Raw genomic sequence first — 18,083 nt, forward strand, 5'->3', positions numbered from 1 at the left:
TCAAATAGGAATCAGAAATGCCCGGTGAAGCGATAACGGCTGCCGGGATGCCACAGATTCGCCACCGAGGCGACGACGCCCTGCGACCAGGTGCGTCGATGTAAAACCAGACACGGCTCGACGTCGTCCATCCGCAGCTGCTCGCGCCGCTCCGGCGCCGGGGCCGCCGCTTCGATCCGGTACTCGACGCGCTGCAGCGGAGCCGCGCGCATCAGGTACAGGTTCGGCGTCGTGTTCGTGAAATCCTGCTCGGCGTAATCCGGCGCGACCGCCGGATTCACCCATCGTTCTTCGAGCTGCACGGGCTCGTCGTTCTCGAAGTGCAGCACCTGCGAATGAAACAGCTTCGTGCGCACGGCGACCTGCATCTCGTCGGCGAGCGCGTCGTCGGCGCGGATCGTGTCGAGGCCGAGCACGCTGGCGTGATACGCATGCCCGCGTGCGCCGACTTCCTCCGAGATGCTGCGGATCGCCACCAGCGTCGACTCGTACTTCGGCCGCGCGACGTAGGTGCCCGCCCCCTTCATGCGCGTGAGCACCTGCTCGGCCGTCAACTCGCGCAGCGCGCGGTTGACGGTCATGCGCGCCACCTTGAATTCGCGCGCCAGCTCGTTCTCGGACGGCACCTGATCGCCCTCCTCCCACTCGCCTGCGTGGATGCGGGCCAGGATGAAATCCTTGATCTCCTGGTAGACCGGCGCGCTCATGGGCTTACTGTTCCGACGCGAACGAGAACGGCGCGACCTTCGCGAACGCCCGCTCGCCGACCAGCTTGGCGATCACGGCGATGTCCGGTGCGAAGTAGTGATCGAGCTCGTAGTGCGCGACCTTGGCGCGGATCGTTTCCATCACCGGCGCCAGCTTCGGGCTCGTGTGGTACGGCGCGCGCAGGTCGACGCCTTGTGCGGCGGCCAGCAGTTCGATCGCGAGGATGTGCTTCGTGTTGTCCGCGATGTCGGCGAGCTTGCGCGCGGCAAACGTCGCCATCGACACGTGGTCTTCCTGGTTCGCCGAGGTCGGCAGCGAGTCGACCGACGCCGGGTGCGCGAGCGTCTTGTTTTCCGATGCGAGTGCGGCCGCCGTCACGTGCGCGATCATGAAGCCCGAGTTCACGCCGCCGTCCCGCACGAGGAACGGGGGCAGGCCCGACAGCGTCGCATCGATCAGCAGCGCGATGCGGCGTTCGGCCAGTGCGCCGATTTCCGCTGCGGCGAGCGCGAGATTGTCGGCCGCGAATGCGACGGGTTCGGCGTGGAAGTTGCCGCCCGACAGCACTTCGCCGGTATCCGGGAAGATCAGCGGGTTGTCCGACACGGCGTTCGCTTCGACCAGCAGCACGTCGGCCGCATGGCGCATCTGGTCCAGGCACGCGCCCATCACCTGCGGCTGGCAGCGCAGGCTGTACGGGTCCTGCACCTTGTCGCAGTCGCGGTGCGACTGGTTGATCGGCGAGCCTTCGAGCAGGTCGCGATACGACGCGGCCGCGTCGATCTGGCCTTGGTGGCCGCGCAGCTCATGAATGCGTGCGTCGAACGGCTTCACCGAGCCGGCAGCCGCGTCGACCGACAGCGCGCCGGCGACGAGCGCGGTGCGGTACAGGTCTTCGATCGCGAACATGTTGTCGAGCGCCAGCGCGGTCGATGCCTGCGTGCCGTTCAGCAGCGCCAGGCCTTCCTTCGCCTGCAGCGTCAGCGGCGCGAGGCCCGCGACGCGCAGACCGTCGAGCGCGCTCGCACGCTCGCCGCGAATGAACACTTCGCCGACGCCCAGCAGCACGGCCGACATGTGCGCGAGCGGCGCGAGGTCGCCCGATGCGCCGACCGAGCCCTTCACCGGGATCAGCGGCAGCACGTCCGCGTTGAACAGCTTGATCAGCGCGTCCATCACTTCGCGACGGATGCCCGAGTGGCCGCGGCCGAGGCTCGACAGCTTCAGCGCCATCAGCAGGCGCACCGACGAGCGTGCCATCGGCTCGCCCACGCCGACCGCGTGCGACAGCACAAGGTTCTTCTGCAGCAGTTCGAGCTGGTCGTGCGGGATGTGCGTGCTGGCCAGGCGGCCGAAGCCCGTGTTGATGCCGTAGGCCGGCTCGCCCTTCGCGGCGATGTCGGCGACGGCCTTCGCGCCGGCGTCGATCTTCGCGAAGCTGGCCGGGTCGAGCGCGAGCTGCACGGATTCGCGTGCGATCTGGCGCAGTTGCGGGAGGGTCAGATGGCCGGGGGTCAACGTAATCATGTGAGCAATCCTGTCTAGACAAGTTCGGAATGGATTGAAGTGTAGCCACGCCAACTTGTCTAGACAACCCGTTTTTCACCGATTTCGACTCGGGAGTTTCCCTGATACCCGGCGCGGCCCGCCGCATCGGCCCGTGTGATCCGGCGCTTAACAGTTGTTGCAATTATTTTGTTTTTGGCAACATACGGATCACCATTCGCCGCGGAGACCGCCATGTCCTTCCCGTCACGACTCGCCATCCGGTTCGGCCGCCCCCTGCTGTTCGCCGCGTGCGCACTCGCGTGCGGCGCGTCGCTCGCCGCGGAGCCGCTGTCCGGCACGCTCGAGAAGATCCGGCAGAGCAACCTGATCTCGATCGGCCACCGCGAAACGTCGGTGCCGTTCTCCTACGCCGACGCGAACGGCAAGGTCATCGGCTTCTCGCAGGATCTGTGCGACCGCGTGATCGCCGCGGTGAAGGCGCGCACCGGCAAGCCCGACCTGCAGGTGCGCTTCATCCCGGTCACGTCGCAGAACCGCATTCCGCTCGTGCAGAACGGCACCGTCGATCTCGAATGCGGCGTGACGACCAACCTCGCCGCGCGTCACGCGCAGGTCGCGTTCTCGACCACCTTCTTCGTCGCGACGACGCGCCTGCTCACGCGCACGACGTCGGGCATCCGCGACTTCCCCGATCTCGCCGGCAAGACGGTCGTGACGAACCAGGGCACGACGTCCGAGCGCCTGCTGCGCAAGATGAACGAGGAAAAGAAGATGAACATGCAGATCATCAGCGCGAAGGACTACGGCGAAGGACGCCTCACGCTCGAATCGGGCCGCGCGGCCGCGTACATGATGGACGACGTGCTGCTCGCGGGCGTGCGCCAGCTCGCCGCGAAGCCGGCCGACTGGCGGATCGTCGGCACGCCGCAATCGTCGGAAGCCTACGGCTTCATGCTGCGCAAGGACGATCCGCAGTTCAAGGCGCTCGTCGACGACGTGCTCGTGCAGTTGATGAAGCGCGGCGAGATCGACGCGCTGTACGACAAGTGGTTCATGAAGCCGGTGCCGCCGAAGGGGCTGTCGTTCGACTTCGCGATGAGCGACGTGATCAAGGCGCGCTATGCAGCGCCGAACGACGCGCCGCTCGAATGAGCGCCGCGCGCTGACCGCGGCTCACGCACGCGTCCACGCGACGCATGCCGCATAGCCGGGCGCCGCGTCGAGCCACGCCGCATCGAACGTCGCGACGCCGGCGGCGGGCGCGGCCGGCTCGACGATCGTCGTCGCGGGGGTCGCGCCATCGCGCGGCGGCATGACCGCGAACGCGCTCAGCCCGCCGACGATGCCCGTGCCGAGCGCCTTGAGCAGCGCCTCCTTCGCACTCCAGACGCGCATGAATGCGCCGGCCCGTTCGGCCGGCGGCAGGCTGTCGAGATAGGCGGCCTCGGCGGGCGCGCAGACTTCGCGCGTCAGCGCGCGCCAGTCGGTCGCGCGGTTGCAGCACTCGATATCGACGCCCACGCGCCCCGCGGGGGCCCACGCAATCAACGCATGATCGCCGGCATGCGACACGTTGAAGTCGAGCGACGCGCGATGCGCGCCGTCCAGCGACGGCCGACCTGATGCGTCGACGACGATCGCCACCGCCCGCGGCGCGATGCCGAGGGCCGTGCCGAGCACGTCGCGCAGCGCGGCACGCGTCGCGGCGCTGCGCACCGCATCCTCATGCCGCATGAAACGTGCGGCCCGCGCGCGCTCGCCGTCGCTCAGTGCCGCATATGCGGGCGACACAAGCGGCACGCGCCAGTCGAAATCGACGCGCGCGAGCCGCACGCCGGCGCGGGCCGCGGCGGCCGGCACGTCGAGCCGCTGCATGCGCCAGGCGCTGGGGCTTTCAGACGGAAAAACGGAATCGGGCGGGACGAGCATCGACGTGCGGCAGCCTGTAGAAGGAAACGTCCGATGTTAATCGATCAGGCGATATGGCGAACCGTTGCGGCCCGCCGGCGTCGATGCCGAGCGCCGGCGCTTGTCCTCTCGGCATGTGCCAAGCATGACGAGGCCGCCCTATCGCCCGTTCGCGGCAACGCCCGGCACGCCGCTGCCGGGCCCACGCCCGCGCGATGCCGGGTGAATCGCATGCACGTTGCCCGGCGCATCGGCCGGCAGCACGCCATGTTGCAGCCAGTAGAGCGCGAGCGGCCACAGTGTTTCGGTGAAGCGGCTGTGGAAAAACGCGAAATGGCCGATCGCGTCGACACCGATGTCGGCCGGCGCGATCCGCAGATGCGTGACGTCGCTGCCCGTGTAGTAGCCGACCAGCCGCTCGATCGCCGCGACCGTGCCGAACCCGTCGTCGTCGAGGCCAATCGCGAGCATCGGCGCCGACAGCCCCGCGAAGCGGACGGGCAACGCGGCGCGGTTCGCGGCGGGTTCGGCGAGCAGGCCGCTCGTATAGCCCTCCTCGAAGCGTGCCTGCGAGCGCACCCACGACAACGCGACGCCACGCGGCGTGTCCTCCATCCAGCCGAGCCGCTTCGCGGGCACGTAGCCGAACACGGCCGCGAGCACCGGCATCGCGACGTGCCACTTCCACCACATGCGGCGCCGTTCGGCCGGCCGGTAATCGCGCCAGTACGCATACTGCGCGCCGACCGTCACCGCATGCCGCACGTGGACGTTCGATGCGGCGAGCCCGAGCGCGAACCCGCCGATGCTATGCGCGACGACGTCGATCGGCTGGCCCGGAAACGCGTCGCGTGCGTAGTGCAGCGCGGCTTCGCAATCGAGCCGCCCCCAGTCGAGCCAGTTCGCGCGCAGCTTCGCGAGCCGCGCCGGGCGCGACCCGCCGATGCCGCGATAGTCGTAGACGAGCACGTCGCGCCCCTGGGCGAACAGCCAGGCCGCGAAACGGAAGTAGTAGTCGCAACGCACCGACGTCGCGCAATTGATGACCGTCACCGGCCGCACGACACTGCCGCCGCGATGGCGCCATACATGGCCGCGCAATGCGTAACCGTCGGCCGCGCGCAGCGTCACCGGCTCGGGCGGCAATGCGTCCGCCGCGCGGGTGCCCTGCGTCTTTTCGCTGCCTTCGTTCGAAATCGTCATCGTGTCTCCGGTCCCATGCTTCGCGGTCCGTCCGGGTGAGCGCGTCAGTGCCTGCCCACGTCCATGCTTCGCAGCCGGCCGGGGCGTCAACGCACGTGCGCCTGCGCCCCCTTCACCGCCCGCGCCAGCCTCCATTGAACTTGACGCGCCCCGCGTTCTCAACCAATCTTGCTGCTCCGTTCGCATGAGTCACGCGCATGTCAACGCCGCTCGTCCGCCTCCCGTCGCTCGACCTCGTCCGCGGTTTCGTCGCCGTCGGCCGCCGCATGAGCATCACGCTCGCCGCGCGGGACCTCTGCGTCACGCAATCGGCGGTCAGTCGCCAGGTACACGCGCTCGAAGCGCACCTCGGCGTCACATTGCTGCAGCGCGGCTACCGGAAGATCGCGTTCACGCCGGAAGGCGAGCGGCTGTTTCGCGTCGCGGATGCGGCACTGCACGGGCTGCAGGACACCGTCGCCTCGCTCGCGGCCACGCGCGAGCGCCAGCCCGTCACGATCACCGCGAGCATCGGCGTCACCGCGCTGTGGCTGCTGCCGCGGCTCGGGCGGCTGCAGGCGCGCCTGCCGGAGATCGACCTGCGCGTCGCCGCGAACGACAAGGTACTCGATTTGCGCGCCGAAAGCATTGACCTCGGCATCCGCTATTGTCCGCGCGACCGCGCGCCGGCCGGCGCGCTGCGCCTGTTCGACGAGATCGTCGTGCCGGTCGCGCATCCGGCGCTCGCCGCGCGGCCCGTCACGAACGCGGCCGCGATCGCCGACCACGTGCTGCTCGAATTCGACGGGCCACCGCAGCCGCAATTGCAGTGGCGCGCGCACCTGCACGCGGCCGGGCTCGGCGACGTGCGCCCGAAAGGCGTGCTGCGCTTCAACCAGTACGACCAGGTGATCCAGGCGGCGATCGCGGGCCAGGGCGTCGCACTCGGCCGGCTCGCGCTCGTCGCGCCGATGCTCGCGGACGGGCGGCTCGCGGTGCTCGGGCCGCATACGCAGGCGCTGACGGATGCGTACGGCTACTGGCTGTTCCAGCACGATCCGGCCCCGCGCCGCGAAGTCGCCGACGTGCGCGACTGGATGCTCGCCGAAGCGGCCGAATGCGATACCGCGATGCGTGCGCACGGCACCGCGTCGGTTTAAGCCAGCACGGCGTCAGCAAACGATCCCGACCTGTGGCGGGCGCTCCGCCCCACTCCGCGCGCCCCACATCGCATTCCTGCCACGCATGCCAACCTGACCGAATGATCGCTTGAGCGACGACGGGCCCGGTCGTCTAATCGGATCGAGCGCGGCCGTGTTGCCGCGCGCGTTCATCCGGAGACACGCATGACCCCGATCGAGCAGGAAGTCCGCCGCCGCTGGCTGCCCGTCCTGGCCGGCGGCCTGATCATGGGCGCCGCGCTCGGCATCCGCCACGTGCAGGGCCTGTTCCTCGCGCCGGTGTCGCTCGACCACGGCTGGTCGCGCGAAGCGTTCGGGCTCGCCCTCGCGCTGCAGAACCTGATCTGGGGCGTCGCGCAGCCGTTCACCGGGATGGTCGCCGATCGCTTCGGCTCGCTGCGCGTGATCGTCGCCGGGATGCTGCTGTATGCGGCCGGGCTCGTCACGATGGCGCATGCGGCGACGACCGGCATGTTCACGGTCGGCGCCGGGCTCGTGATCGGCATCGCGCTGTCGGGCTCGGCGTTCGCGTCGATCTATGGCGCGCTGAGCCGCCTGTTTCCGCCCGACCGGCGCGGCTGGGCGCTCGGCGTCGCGGGCGCGATCGGCGGGCTCGGCCAGTTCTGCATGGTGCCCGTCGCGCAGACGCTGATCGGCGGCATCGGCTGGCGGCACGCGTTCATCGCACTGGCGCTCGTCGCGGCGCTGCTTGCACCGCTCGCCCTGCTGCTACGCGACCGACCCACGCAGGCTGCCGGCGCCGCCGGCCCCGACCAGTCGATCGGCGAGGCCGTGCGCGAGGCGTTCGCGCATCGCGGCTTCTGGCTGCTGAACGCGGGTTTCTTCGCATGCGGCTTCCAGCTCGCGTTCATCGCGACGCATCTTCCCGCGTACCTGCTCGACCACGGGCTGCCGGCACGCCACGCGAGCGTCGCGCTCGCGCTGATCGCGCTGACCAACGTGGCCGGCACCTATGCGTGCGGCCATCTCGGCGGGCTGCTGCGGCGCAAGTACGTGCTGTCGGTGCTGTACCTCGTGCGGGCGCTCACGATGGCCGCGTTCGTCGCAGCCCCCCTGTCGCCCGCGAGCGTCTACGTGTTCGCGGCCGTGATGGGATTCACGTGGCTCGGCACCGTGCCGCTGACGAACGGCGTGATCTCGCAGGTGTTCGGCGTGCGCTACATCGCGACGCTGTTCGGCTTCGTGTTCTTCGGGCACCAGCTCGGCAGCTTCTTCGGCGTCTGGCTCGGCGCGGTGGTGTACGACGCGACGCATTCGTACCTGCCGCTGTGGATCGGCTCGATCGCGCTCGGCGTGCTCGCGGCGTTGCTGCATCTGCCGATCAACGACGCGCGCGTCGCGCGCCCGGCATCGGGCAACGCGGCATGGGCATGATCCGCGCGGCGCTGGCCGCCGGCACGCTCGCGTTCGTCGCGTGGTGCGGCGCCGCTTATTTCAGCTCGGGCGTCGCGTACGCGCTGCTCGAACACGTCGCGCTCTGCAATTGATGCGGCCATCCGGAGCGTACGGTCAGCGGCGCTTCGGCAACGCCGCCAGCGCATCGAGCGCACGGGCACGCGCGGCCGCATGCTCGACGAGCGGCGCCGGGTAATCGACGCCGAGCCGCACGCCGGCCGCGTCGAGTGCCAGCGGCGACGCTTCCCACGGCGCGTGGATCGATGCGTTGTCGAGGCCGGCAAGCTCGGGCACCCAGCGCCGCACGTACGCGCCGTCCGGATCGAACTTCTGCCCCTGCGCGACCGGATTGAAGATGCGGAAATACGGCGCGGCGTCGGCGCCGCAGCCGGCCACCCACTGCCAGCTCGCCGCGTTGTTCGCGGGATCGGCGTCGACCAGCGTGTCCCAGAACCACGCTTCGCCCGCACGCCAGTCGATCAGCAGATGCTTGATGAGGAACGACGCGACGACCATCCGCACGCGGTTGTGCATCCAGCCGGTCGTCCACAGTTCGCGCAGGCCCGCATCGACGAGCGGATAGCCGGTCAGCCCGCGCTGCCATGCGCGCAGCGCGGCGGGATCGTCACGCCACGGCATCGCGTCGAACTGCGCGCGGAAGTTGTCGGTCGCGAGCGCCGGGAAGTGGTACAGCAGCGCGTAGCTGAATTCGCGCCAGCCGAGTTCGCTCAGGAATTTGTCGGCGTCCGCGGCAACCGCCGCGCCGCCTGCGCTCGCGGCACCCTGCACCGCGTGCCACACCTGTCGCGGCGACACGTTGCCAAAGCGCAGGAACGGCGACAGCCGGCTCGTCGCGGGACGGTCGGGAAGATCGCGCGCGTCCGCATAGCCGGCGAGCGATGTCGTCAGGAACGCGTCGAGTTGCGCGTGCGCGCCGGCTTCGTCGGGCATGGGCCACGCATCGCGCAGGCCGCCGGCCCAATCCGGCGAATGCGGCCGCAACGCAAGCGCGTCGAGCGCCAGCGCGCGGTCACGCAGGGTTTTCGGCCACGGATGAAACGCGATCCGCTCGGGTTCCGGCAGCGGCGCGGCGACCGTGCGATCCCGTCGCGCCGCACGCCAGTACGCAGTGAACACCTGATACGGGGTGCCACCGCCCGTCAGCACCTCCCACGGCTCGTTCAGCAGGCTGCCGTTGCTGCTCTCGACCGTGACACCGCGCGCCTTGAGCGACGCCTTCAGCGCCGCGTCGGCGTCGCGCTGCGGTTGCGCGTAGCGACGGTTCCAGTACACGGCTTGCGCGCCCGTGTCGTGCACGATGCGGTCGATCTCGCGCGGCGCGTCGCCGCGCAACAGCAGCAGGCGCCCGCCATGACGCGCGAGCGCCGCGTCGAGCCCGGCCAGCGACCCGTGCAGCCACCAGCGCGCTGCACCACCGAGCGCGCGCCCGGCGCCGTCGCCCGTGTCGTCGACGAATACGCAAATGAGCGGCCGGCCCGATTCCATCGCGCGCGTCAGCGCGGGCTGGTCGGTCACGCGTAGATCGTCGCGGAACCAGACGATCGCGGGAGCAACGGACGACTTGGCGGACACAGGCACCTCGATGACGAAAGCGGAAAGAGACCCGTATTGTCGCGGCTGCGCTGCGTGATGTCGACGTTCTGCGTGCATGATGCGCCGGCGCGCCCCTGCCGCCGACCGTCGCGGCGATCGCACCCCCCTGCCGCCCCGGTGAAACGCCTTAGTCCATTCCGACGATTCTTCGCCGCGTGTGCCGGCCTACGCTCGATGTCGGGTGCGCTGCGCTGCGCGGCACGTGCCGGCGAAAACGCCCCCGCACGTCCCGAGCCACACCCGTCACGCGCGCCTACCGATACCGGCGCGACTCCTTGCGACTGCCGCGACGCGTCCCGCCACCCGGGTAGGCGCGGTTTCATCCGATCCGATACATCGCCATGACCAAACCCTCGAATCTCGTCACCTCGATCACCGTCGACATCGACGCACCGGCCTCCGTCGTCTGGGACGTGCTGACCGACTTCCCGCGCTACGGCGAATGGAACACGTTCTGCATCGGCTTCGAAACGACCGGCAGGCTCGGCGATTTCGTGCACATGCAGGTGCGCATCCCGGGCACGGAAACCGTGATTCCCGTCAACGAGATCCTCGTCGCGTACGAACCCGAACGCCTGCTGTCGTGGGAGCAGCGCCCGACCGACGACAACAAGGACGCCGCGCGCCGCGACCAGTACATCGACGCGATCGGCGCGGAGCGCTGCCGCTATTTCACGACCGACCAGTTCCTCGGCGTCAACGCGGACACGATCATGCAGAACCACGGTGCTTGGGTGAAACAGGGTTTCGACCAGTGCGCACGCGACGTGAAGCAGCGCGCCGAGGCGCTCCACGCGGCACGCCGGCGCAACGGCGCGTGACCGGGAGACGCCGATGCCCGATCTGCAAACGCTGTCCGACCATCACGACATCCGCGAGCTGATCGTCGCGTATTCGAGCGCGATCGATACGCGCGACTTCGACGCGCTCGACGCGGTGTTCACACCCGATGCCGCGATCGACTATCGCGCGATGGGCGGCGTCGCAGGCCGCTATCCGGAGGTGAAGGCCTGGCTGCGCACCGTGCTGCCGCAGTTTCCGCAATACCAGCACATGGTCGGCAACCTGTCGATCCGGCTCGACGGCGATACCGCACGCGGCCGCACGATCTGCTTCAATCCGATGGAAGTCGCGCTGCCGGACGGCGGCACGCAGGTGATGTTTCTCGGGCTCTGGTACGTCGACCGATTCGCGCGCACTGCGCAAGGTTGGCGCATCGCCGAGCGCGTCGAGGAACGCTGCTACGGTCACAACGTGCCGGCCGTGCTGGCGGGCGCGACCGGTTGATCCATTCGCGATGCGCGCGTCGTGCGAAGGTGCACGGCGCACGCATCGTCGCAGCCCGCTGCGTCAATCGAGCCTGAACGCGGCCTCGAATCGCTCGGCGAACGCGTCGAACTCGGTTTCCGGCAGATGGTTGATGCCGCCCGCGCGCTTGCGCCCGCCGCCGGTCGGAAAGCCGCGACAGAATTCGTCGGCGCCGAGCGGCCGGCCATCGGGCACGCGCACGCTGACGACGAGCCCGCCGTCCGCGCGCGGCGACAGCACCGCGAGCGCCGCATGCGGCGCGTTGCGCATCCGTTCGTTCGCGAGCATGCCGGTCGCGCGCCGCGCCCACGGATGATCAGGCATCCGGACCAGCGTCGCACCGGGCACCTCGCGCAGCGGCGCGAGTGCGCACGCGCGCGCCATGTCGTCGCGGTAGCCGTCGCGCAGCGCGGCGAACACGGGTGTCTCGCGCACGAAATCGAGCGGGTCGACGCACGGCAGCATCGCATCGGCGAGCGCGGCCGGGGCGAAATGCAGATCGCCGACACATTCGCCGTACGCGTTGTAGTTCAGGTAGAGCCCGAGTTCGGCGAGCGTGTCGCGTTGCGCCTCGTCGATCCCGTGCTCACTCGCCAGCGCGTGGCCGAGCGCCGGCAACTCGTCGCCGAACGCCGCGACGATCGCCCAGCGCACGTGCCGGCCGTCGAGATAGCGGTTCACGATCGCGCTCGTGCAGACGTCGGCCGCCGTGTCGATATGCGCGTCGAAGCGCGGATCGTCGGGCAGTTCACCCGCGAAGTGATGGTCGAAATAGCGGACCGTCACGCCGTCGCGCAGCAGCCGCGCACACGCGTCGCGATTCTGGTCGTGCGACACGTCGAGCACGGTGACGATGTCGCCCGCCCGCGCGTCGATCCGCTCGAGCAGCTTGATGTCGCGTTTCACGCCGGTCACGAGCGTGCCGTGCACGCCCTCCGCAAGCCGCAGTTGCTGAAGCGCGCACAGCCCGTCCGCGTCGCCGTTGAAGGCAAAGAAGTGGTGTGTGTCGTGGTTGTCCTGCATGATCCTTCGCTCCATCGTCAGGGCATGAAATCGCCGCCATTCGCGTCGAGCGTCGCGCCCGTCACCGCATTCGCATAGTCCGACGCGAGGAACAGCGCAGCGCGCGCGCAGTCGTCGTCGGTCGGCAGCTTCGCGAGCGCGATGTTCGACGCGATCGGCGCGATGACCTGCTCTTCCGTCATGCCGTACTCGGCAGCCGCCTGCCGGAAATACGTCTGGGTCGGCACGCCCCACATCCACCCCATGTGGATGCTGTTCGCGCGAATGCCGTGCACGCCGAGTTCGCGCGCCAGGTATTTTGCCGCAACCGCGAGCGCCCCCTTCGATACAGCGTAGCCGCCTTCCCCTGCAAACGGCTTGCGGGTCGCCTGCGTGTTGATCATCACGATCGCGCCGCGCTGGTGCCGCTTCATGTGCGGCACGACTTCCTGCGTGAGCGCCATCGTGCCGAACACGTTGGTGTCGAACACCGCGCGCCAGCCGTCGAGGTCAGCCTCCTCCACCGGTTCCGGAAACGTCCCGTGCACGAATGCGCTGTTCACGAGCGCGTCGATCCGGCCGAAGCGCTCGACGGCCTGCGTCGCGAGTTGGCGGCATTGTGCACGGTCGGTGATGTCGGTCTGCACCTTCAGCACGTCGCAGTCGACGCCGAGTGCATGGATTCGCGCTTCGGCGTCGTCGAGCTTTTCCAGCGTGCGCGCCGCGACGACCACGCCGCGCGCCCCCTCGCGCGCGGCCTCGACGGCGAGCTTCACGCCGAGTCCCGGCCCGATTCCGGAAATCACGACGATCTTGTCCTTCAGCAACATGGGTTGTCTCCTGGTTGTCGTTGCTCTCGCGAGCAATGGCCGTCAGCCGGCCACCCGCAGGTGCCGCGCACGATACGCGGCGAAGTCGCGCGCGAGCTGTGCATCGGTGAAGCCGAAGCGCGCGATCGAATAGTCGTGCGGGGCACGCTTGTCGCGGCCGTTGCGCGCCATCCAGGCCGTCATCGCCGCGCGCTGCCGCGCATCGAGCGGCATCCCGGCAAACGCGTACACGGCCTCGGCAACGCCGAGCGGATTCGACACCGTGTCCTCGAAGCGCACGTCGAGGAAGCGGTCGGCCGGCAACGCGTCGCGCGCGGCCATCGCCGCACCGATCGCGCGTGCCATCCCCGCGTTCCACTGCGCGCCGACGGCAAGCGGATCGGGATCGTCCGCATACATCTGCCACAACGTGTGCGCCATGCTCGCCATCGACGGAATCGTCTGCGCCGGATCGCGGTGCGTGAGCACGACCTGCGCACGCGGAAACACCCGGCACAGCACGTCGAGCGCATGCAGGTGCTGCGGCGTCTTAAGCAGCCAGCGCGCGGCCGGCGCGACGCCGCGCTGCGCCTTCTGCCATTGCAGGAACTGCAGCATCCGCTTCAGGTACGTATAGACCGGCGTGAGATCCTGCCGCGCGAGCCACGCCGTGTAGCGCGGCACGTTCGCATACGAATCCATCGCGCACACGAACGCATGCTCCATCAGCATGAACTCCTCGTCGGCGAGCATCGCATCGAGCGGATGGATCGTCAGGATCTGCGGAATGCAGTCGATCATCGTCGCGACCTCGGCCTGCGCACGCGCGATGCGCACCGTCGGCTCGGCGAGCGTCTCGCCTGCAAGCGGCGCCGGGTAGCGGGTTTCCCACCACGCCGCAGCATGGAAGCGCGGGTCGACGGCCAGCAGGCGCTGCAGCAGCGTCGTACCCGTGCGCGGCAGGCCGACGATCACGAGCGGATCGTCGATCGCGATCTCCGCGATTTCCGGATGACGCCGGAAGTAATCCTCGATGACGAGCCGGTTCACGAGCTGGCCGACGAGCTTCTCGCGCATCATCTCCGCGCCGCGTGCGGACAGCTTCGCTTCGTCGATCAGCGACGCGCACATCACGTCGAGCGCTTCGCGATACGGCCCGTCACCGAATGCGGTCAGTCCGCCCGCGCGCGACACGGCTTCGGCGATCAACCCGTCGGGCGCGAGCAGCGTGCGGGTTCGATCCAGCGGCGCGTTCATGCGGCCTCCTTCAGCGTCGCGAGCTTCACCACCCGCGTGCGCGGATGCACCGGCTGCGCGGCGCCCACCCAGCGCCAGCAGATCGTGCCGGTGCGATGCCCGGCCGTATCGAGCCAGTTCGCATCGCCCGGCCGCGCGGCCGCGACGACCACCGTCACGCCGCCGTCCGCATTCCGCCGCGCGCTGTGCTTGTTCACGCAGATATCGAAGTGCCGGTAATCGAGCGATTCCATCCAGTAGTTGTTGAGCTGCACGTTCCAGAAATCGCAGTCGGGCACCGTGTCGACGTCGATCACGAGTGCTTCGTCGTCGGCCAGCGACCAGCACGAGTGGTAGTAATAGATGTTCGGATCGCCGCCGACCGACTGGCACAGCGCCTGGTCGGCGGGCGGCAGCGCATTCACGTGCGACCGGTAGCTCGCGGCCCAGTCCGCGAACAGCTTCGACGTCTGCTCGACGAACTGCGCGGCGCGCGTGAGACCACCCTGCAGCACGAGCGGGTCGAGGGGCGCCGGGCGATCGTCGCTGCCGATGCGCTCGATCTTCAGTTGTGCCGGCGTTTCCGCGCGCCGGTCGAGGAAGGTCTGGCGTACCAGCAACGCGTTGGTGCCCGGCTCCATGCGCACCCAGTTGCCCGCACGCGGCGTCTCGCTCAGCACGATATCGAAGCTGCCGTCCGGTGCGATCTCGAGCTGCTTCGCGTCGAGAAAGCCCGTCTGCAGCATCTTGCCGTCGGTCTCGTAGCCGCCCTTCTGCGTGCCGAAGCTCAGATAGGCCACCGTGCCGCGCCGCCCCGTCACGCGATATTCGCAGCGGCCGTCGAGACGCGCGTACTGGTACAGGTTGTCGGGATTGTCGGCACCGATCTTCGCGGTCTCGTGCGACGGCGAGAAAAAGCCCGGCCATGCACCGTCCGCGAACTCGACGTGCATTTCGAGCGCGATGCGCATCAGCCGGCTCAGGTAGCGAAATCCTTCCGCGCGCGTCAGCGGATCGTCCGGCGCCTCGGCGCGCAGGATCTGCTCTCCGCTGCGTTTCAGGGTGTCGCAGAAGTCGGCCCAGGTCTGGCCTGAAAGCAATTGCGTGGCACGTGTGTCGTCCGTCATGTGTCGTCTCCGCCGATGGTCGAGCGCTCACCTTAAGCGTCGCCGTCGCGCGCCACTTCGTCCGGGTGGACTAAGGAAAGATCCGCGCCACCGCCATCCCGCGGCTTAGTCCACCCGGACGAAGAGCGGCATGCCGCTCGCCCGATACCGTCGGTGTCATGCACGAAACGCCGCACATGTCGCGCGGCGCCGGCATGAAACAAGGAGACGAACGATGTTGACCCACTTGGAGCGGCTGGAGGCCGAAAGCATCCACATCATGCGCGAGGTGGTCGCCGAGAGCGAGAACCCGGTGATGCTGTATTCGATCGGCAAGGACAGCTCGGTCATGCTGCATCTCGCGATGAAGGCGTTCTACCCGGCGAAGCCGCCCTTTCCGCTGCTGCACGTCGATACGACCTGGAAATTCCGCGAGATGATCGCGTTTCGCGACGAGACAGCCACGCGCCTCGGCCTCGACCTGCGTGTGCACATCAACCCCGAAGGCATCGCGAACGGTATCGATCCGTTCACGCACGGCTCGGCCGTGCACACCGACGTGTGGAAGACGCAGGGGCTCAAGCAGGCGCTCGATCGTTACGGCTTCGACGCCGCGTTCGGCGGCGCGCGCCGCGACGAGGAGAAGTCGCGCGCGAAGGAGCGCATCGTGTCGCTGCGCTCGGAACAGCACCGCTGGGACCCGAAGCGCCAGCGCCCCGAGCTCTGGTCGCTGTACAACGCGCGCAAGCGCAAGGGCGAAAGCCTGCGCGTGTTCCCGATCTCCAACTGGACCGAGCTCGACATCTGGCAGTACATCCAGCTTCACGACATCCCGATCGTGCCGCTCTACTTCGCGAAGGAACGGCCCGTGGTCGAACGCGACGGCGCGCTGATCATGGTCGACGACGAACGCCTGCCGCTGCGCGAAGGCGAAGTGCCGCAGATGCGCAAGGTGCGCTTTCGCACGCTCGGCTGCTATCCGCTGACGGGCGCGATCGACAGCGACGCGAGCTCGCTCGACGACATCCTGCAGGAGATGCGCGAGACGCGCACGTCCGAACGGCAAGGACGACTGATCGACAGCGATTCGGCCGGTTCGATGGAAAAGAAGAAACAGGAGGGATATTTCTGATGGCACACGTTCTCACCGCGCCCGAGGCGCTCGCGCACCACGCACCCGAGGCAAGCGCCGCCGACGAAGCGCACGCACCAGCCCAGGACCTGCTGCGCTTCATCACGTGCGGCAGCGTCGACGACGGCAAGAGCACGCTGATCGGCCGCCTGCTCTACGAATCGAACATGCTGTTCGACGACCAGCTCACGCAGCTCGAGGCCGATTCGAAGAAGGTCGGCACGCAGGGCGGCGAACTCGATTTCGCACTGCTCGTCGACGGCCTGTCGGCCGAGCGCGAGCAAGGGATCACGATCGACGTCGCGTACCGCTTCTTCGCGACCGCGCGACGCAAGTTCATCGTCGCCGACACGCCCGGCCACGAGCAGTACACGCGCAACATGATCACCGGCGCGTCGACCGCCGATCTCGCCGTGATCCTGATCGATGCGCGCAAGGGGGTGCTCACGCAGACGCGCCGCCACAGTCATCTCGTCGCACTGATCGGCATCAGGCGCGTGGTGCTCGCGATCAACAAGATGGATCTCGTCGACTACGACCGCGCCGTGTTCGAGCGCATCGACGCCGACTATCGCGCGTTCGCGGCCGAGCTCGGGCTGGCGGAGATCGTCAGCATCCCGATGTCGGCGCTGCGCGGCGACAACGTGATCACGCCAAGCGCGCGGATGCCGTGGTACGCGGGCCCGACGCTGATGCAGCATCTCGACACGCTGCCGCTCGCCGCGCGCGTGACGCGCGACGAGCCGTTCCGGCTGCCGGTGCAGTGGGTCAACCGCCCGCACCTGAACTTCCGCGGTTACGCGGGCAGCATCGCATCGGGCGAGATCCGCGTCGGCGAGCGCGTGCGCGTGCTGCCGTCCGGCAAGGAGAGCCGCGTCGCGTCGGTCATCACGCAACGCGGCGAAAGCGACCTCGCGCGCGCCGGCGACGCGGTGACGCTCACGCTCGCCGACGAGATCGACATCAGCCGCGGCGACATGATCGCGCGCGCGGACGCGCCGCCTGAAGTGGCCGACCAGTTCGAGGCGACGCTCGTGTGGATGCACGACGCGCCGCTGCTGCCCGGCCGCCCGTATCTCGTGAAACTCGGCACGCAGACAGTCGGCGCGACCTGCGCGACGCCGAAGTACAAGATCGACGTGAACACGCGCGAGCATCTCGCGGCGCGCACGCTCGCGCTCAACGAGATCGGCGTGTGCAACCTGAGCCTCGACCGGCCGGTCGCGTTCGACCCATACGACCGCAACCGCCACACGGGCGGCTTCATCGTGATCGATCGCGTCACCAACGACACGGTCGGCGCCGGGATGCTGCACTTCGCGCTGCGCCGCGCGCACAACGTGCACTGGCAGGCGGTCGACGTCGACCGCGCCGCGCGTGCCGCGCAGAAGGCGCAGACGCCGCGCATCGTATGGCTGACGGGCCTGTCGGGCGCCGGCAAGTCGACGATCGCGAATCTCGTCGAGAAGCGCCTGCATGCACTCGGCAAGCACACGTACCTGCTCGACGGCGACAACGTGCGGCACGGGCTCAATCGCGATCTCGGCTTCACCGAGGCCGATCGCGTGGAGAACATCCGGCGCGTCGCCGAAGTCGCGCGGCTGATGCTCGATGCGGGGCTCATCACGCTCGTGTCGTTCATCTCGCCGTTCCGCGCGGAGCGCGACATGGCGCGCGCGCGGGTCGGCCAGGACGAGTTCGTCGAGGTATTCGTCGACACGCCGCTCGCGGTGGCCGAGGAGCGTGATCCGAAGGGCCTGTACAAGAAGGCGCGGCGCGGCGAGCTGAAGCACTTCACGGGCATCGATTCGCCGTACGAACCGCCCGCGCAGCCCGAACTGCGCGTCGACACGGTCGCCGAGTCGCCGGAAGAAGCGGCCGATCGGATCGTCGCGTACCTGCTGCGCGAGCGCGCGGCGTAAGCGCGGCAGGCGGGCAGCCCGGCAGTTGGCCGACTGCCCGCGTCGCCTAC

17 protein-coding genes are annotated in these 18,083 nt (G+C 68.9%); 8 read left to right on the forward strand and 9 right to left on the reverse strand.

The genetic code is table 11. From position 1 onward, the window contains the following. Window positions 1-11: 11 nt before the first annotated feature. The gene (gene hutC / locus CFB39_RS12310; RefSeq protein WP_069248398.1) at window positions 12-707 is read right to left on the reverse strand and encodes a histidine utilization repressor; all 696 of its coding nucleotides are present in this window, start codon (window positions 705-707) and stop codon (window positions 12-14) included. A gap of 4 nt (window positions 708-711) precedes the next feature. Continuing rightward, the gene (gene hutH / locus CFB39_RS12315; RefSeq protein ID WP_089431278.1) at window positions 712-2,235 is read right to left on the reverse strand and encodes a histidine ammonia-lyase; all 1,524 of its coding nucleotides are present in this window, start codon (window positions 2,233-2,235) and stop codon (window positions 712-714) included. Window positions 2,236-2,448: 213 nt separating this feature from the next. Between hutH and CFB39_RS12320 the strand changes: the two genes are divergently transcribed. Next, complete coding sequence (locus tag CFB39_RS12320) at window positions 2,449-3,369, forward strand: glutamate/aspartate ABC transporter substrate-binding protein (protein ID WP_089473167.1); 921 nt, start codon at window positions 2,449-2,451, stop codon at window positions 3,367-3,369. A 21-nt stretch (window positions 3,370-3,390) separates the two neighbouring features. Here CFB39_RS12320 and CFB39_RS12325 read toward each other — a convergent pair whose 3' ends face one another. Continuing rightward, a complete protein-coding gene (locus tag CFB39_RS12325; protein ID WP_089473168.1) occupies window positions 3,391-4,146 on the reverse strand; it encodes a 4'-phosphopantetheinyl transferase superfamily protein in 756 nt (251 codons plus the stop codon). A gap of 138 nt (window positions 4,147-4,284) precedes the next feature. After that, complete coding sequence (locus CFB39_RS12330; RefSeq protein WP_089473169.1) at window positions 4,285-5,328, reverse strand: alpha/beta fold hydrolase; 1,044 nt, start codon at window positions 5,326-5,328, stop codon at window positions 4,285-4,287. A gap of 197 nt (window positions 5,329-5,525) precedes the next feature. Here CFB39_RS12330 and CFB39_RS12335 point away from each other — a divergent pair, with 197 nt between their 5' ends. The 3 genes from CFB39_RS12335 (at window position 5,526) to CFB39_RS40795 (ending at window position 7,996) form a co-directional block, all read left to right on the forward strand. Then, a complete protein-coding gene (locus CFB39_RS12335; RefSeq protein WP_089473170.1) occupies window positions 5,526-6,467 on the forward strand; it encodes a LysR substrate-binding domain-containing protein in 942 nt (313 codons plus the stop codon). Between the two features lie 186 nt (window positions 6,468-6,653). Continuing rightward, a complete protein-coding gene (locus CFB39_RS12340) occupies window positions 6,654-7,883 on the forward strand; it encodes an MFS transporter (RefSeq protein ID WP_089473171.1) in 1,230 nt (409 codons plus the stop codon). Further along, the gene (locus tag CFB39_RS40795; protein ID WP_256991394.1) at window positions 7,874-7,996 is read left to right on the forward strand and encodes a hypothetical protein; all 123 of its coding nucleotides are present in this window, start codon (window positions 7,874-7,876) and stop codon (window positions 7,994-7,996) included. Before CFB39_RS12340 ends, CFB39_RS40795 begins: the two co-directional genes overlap by 10 nt. 22 nt (window positions 7,997-8,018) lie before the next feature. On the opposite strand, the gene CFB39_RS12345 is transcribed toward CFB39_RS40795, so the two are convergent. Then, complete coding sequence (locus CFB39_RS12345) at window positions 8,019-9,497, reverse strand: deoxyribodipyrimidine photo-lyase (protein ID WP_089473172.1); 1,479 nt, start codon at window positions 9,495-9,497, stop codon at window positions 8,019-8,021. Between the two features lie 362 nt (window positions 9,498-9,859). On the opposite strand from CFB39_RS12345, the gene CFB39_RS12350 reads away from it, so the two are divergent. Continuing rightward, window positions 9,860-10,339, forward strand: a complete 480-nt coding sequence (locus CFB39_RS12350) for an SRPBCC domain-containing protein (protein ID WP_089473173.1) — start codon at window positions 9,860-9,862, stop codon at window positions 10,337-10,339. A gap of 13 nt (window positions 10,340-10,352) precedes the next feature. Next, window positions 10,353-10,805 (forward strand): nuclear transport factor 2 family protein, encoded by a 453-nt coding sequence (locus CFB39_RS12355; RefSeq protein WP_089473174.1) that lies wholly within the window; start codon window positions 10,353-10,355, stop codon window positions 10,803-10,805. Between the two features lie 63 nt (window positions 10,806-10,868). On the opposite strand, the gene CFB39_RS12360 is transcribed toward CFB39_RS12355, so the two are convergent. From CFB39_RS12360 to CFB39_RS12375, 4 genes are read right to left on the reverse strand one after another with little or no spacing between them, the layout of a single operon-like run. Next, window positions 10,869-11,849 carry an acetyltransferase gene (locus CFB39_RS12360; protein WP_089473175.1) on the reverse strand — a complete coding sequence of 327 codons (981 nt, stop codon included), beginning with the start codon at window positions 11,847-11,849 and terminating at the stop codon, window positions 10,869-10,871. Window positions 11,850-11,866: 17 nt separating this feature from the next. Beyond that, a complete protein-coding gene (locus CFB39_RS12365; RefSeq protein WP_089473176.1) occupies window positions 11,867-12,658 on the reverse strand; it encodes an SDR family oxidoreductase in 792 nt (263 codons plus the stop codon). A gap of 42 nt (window positions 12,659-12,700) precedes the next feature. Continuing rightward, window positions 12,701-13,894, reverse strand: a complete 1,194-nt coding sequence (locus CFB39_RS12370; RefSeq protein ID WP_089473177.1) for a sulfotransferase — start codon at window positions 13,892-13,894, stop codon at window positions 12,701-12,703. Beyond that, complete coding sequence (locus CFB39_RS12375; protein ID WP_089473178.1) at window positions 13,891-15,000, reverse strand: DUF1214 domain-containing protein; 1,110 nt, start codon at window positions 14,998-15,000, stop codon at window positions 13,891-13,893. The genes CFB39_RS12370 and CFB39_RS12375 overlap by 4 nt, the downstream gene beginning before the upstream one ends. A 130-nt stretch (window positions 15,001-15,130) precedes the next feature. On the opposite strand from CFB39_RS12375, the gene cysD reads away from it, so the two are divergent. Both cysD and cysN read left to right on the forward strand, forming a co-directional pair. Beyond that, the gene (gene cysD / locus CFB39_RS12380) at window positions 15,131-16,111 is read left to right on the forward strand and encodes a sulfate adenylyltransferase subunit CysD (protein WP_256991395.1); all 981 of its coding nucleotides are present in this window, start codon (window positions 15,131-15,133) and stop codon (window positions 16,109-16,111) included. Beyond that, window positions 16,111-18,033, forward strand: a complete 1,923-nt coding sequence (gene cysN, locus CFB39_RS12385) for a sulfate adenylyltransferase subunit CysN (RefSeq protein ID WP_089473180.1) — start codon at window positions 16,111-16,113, stop codon at window positions 18,031-18,033. The genes cysD and cysN overlap by 1 nt, the downstream gene beginning before the upstream one ends. Window positions 18,034-18,083 lie beyond the last annotated feature (50 nt).

Origin of the sequence: Burkholderia sp. AU6039, assembly GCF_002223365.1 — a bacterium.
Classification (GTDB): domain Bacteria; phylum Pseudomonadota; class Gammaproteobacteria; order Burkholderiales; family Burkholderiaceae; genus Burkholderia.